Origin of the sequence: Streptomyces doebereineriae, from assembly GCF_031845645.1 — a bacterium.
GTDB classification, from domain to species: domain Bacteria; phylum Actinomycetota; class Actinomycetes; order Streptomycetales; family Streptomycetaceae; genus Streptomyces; species Streptomyces canus.
In genome coordinates, this window is sequence record NZ_JAVREZ010000508.1 from 1 (window position 1) to 408 (window position 408).

The 408-nt window shown below is 62.7% G+C and carries 1 pseudogene; it reads left to right on the forward strand.

Annotation, left to right across the window (positions count from 1 at the left end):
• Positions 1-396, forward strand: a pseudogene (locus RNB18_RS53005) (hypothetical protein); the annotation flags it as partial.
• Positions 397-408 lie beyond the last annotated feature (12 nt).

Genomic DNA, 408 nt, shown 5'->3' on the forward strand with positions numbered 1-408 from the left:
ATTTGGATCGGCGGCAACAGTCGCAGCGGGCGGCGCAGGGTTGCCCGCCTCGCTCAGGGCTGGACTCCATTACTTCTCGATGAGCACACCGCGAATACCACGCGCACACCGCCGTTGACTACGCCCGCGGAATTGGCCACGGCTATCGCGGACCTCCACGAGTTGGCCGAAGAGGCGGGGCGAGATCCGGCGGCAATCGAAGTTCAGGTACAGAGTCCGCAGAGCGCATTCCTGACTGACGACACCATGTCGTCCGAGCAACACCGCGACCATCTCGGCCAACTCGCGGAAGCGGGCGTCACCTCGTTTGTCGTACAGGTACCGGCCGACGACGTCGAGCATGCGCGTGATGGCCTGCACCGCTATGCCGCAGATTTCGGTACATACGTGGGCTGATGAGTATTGGAT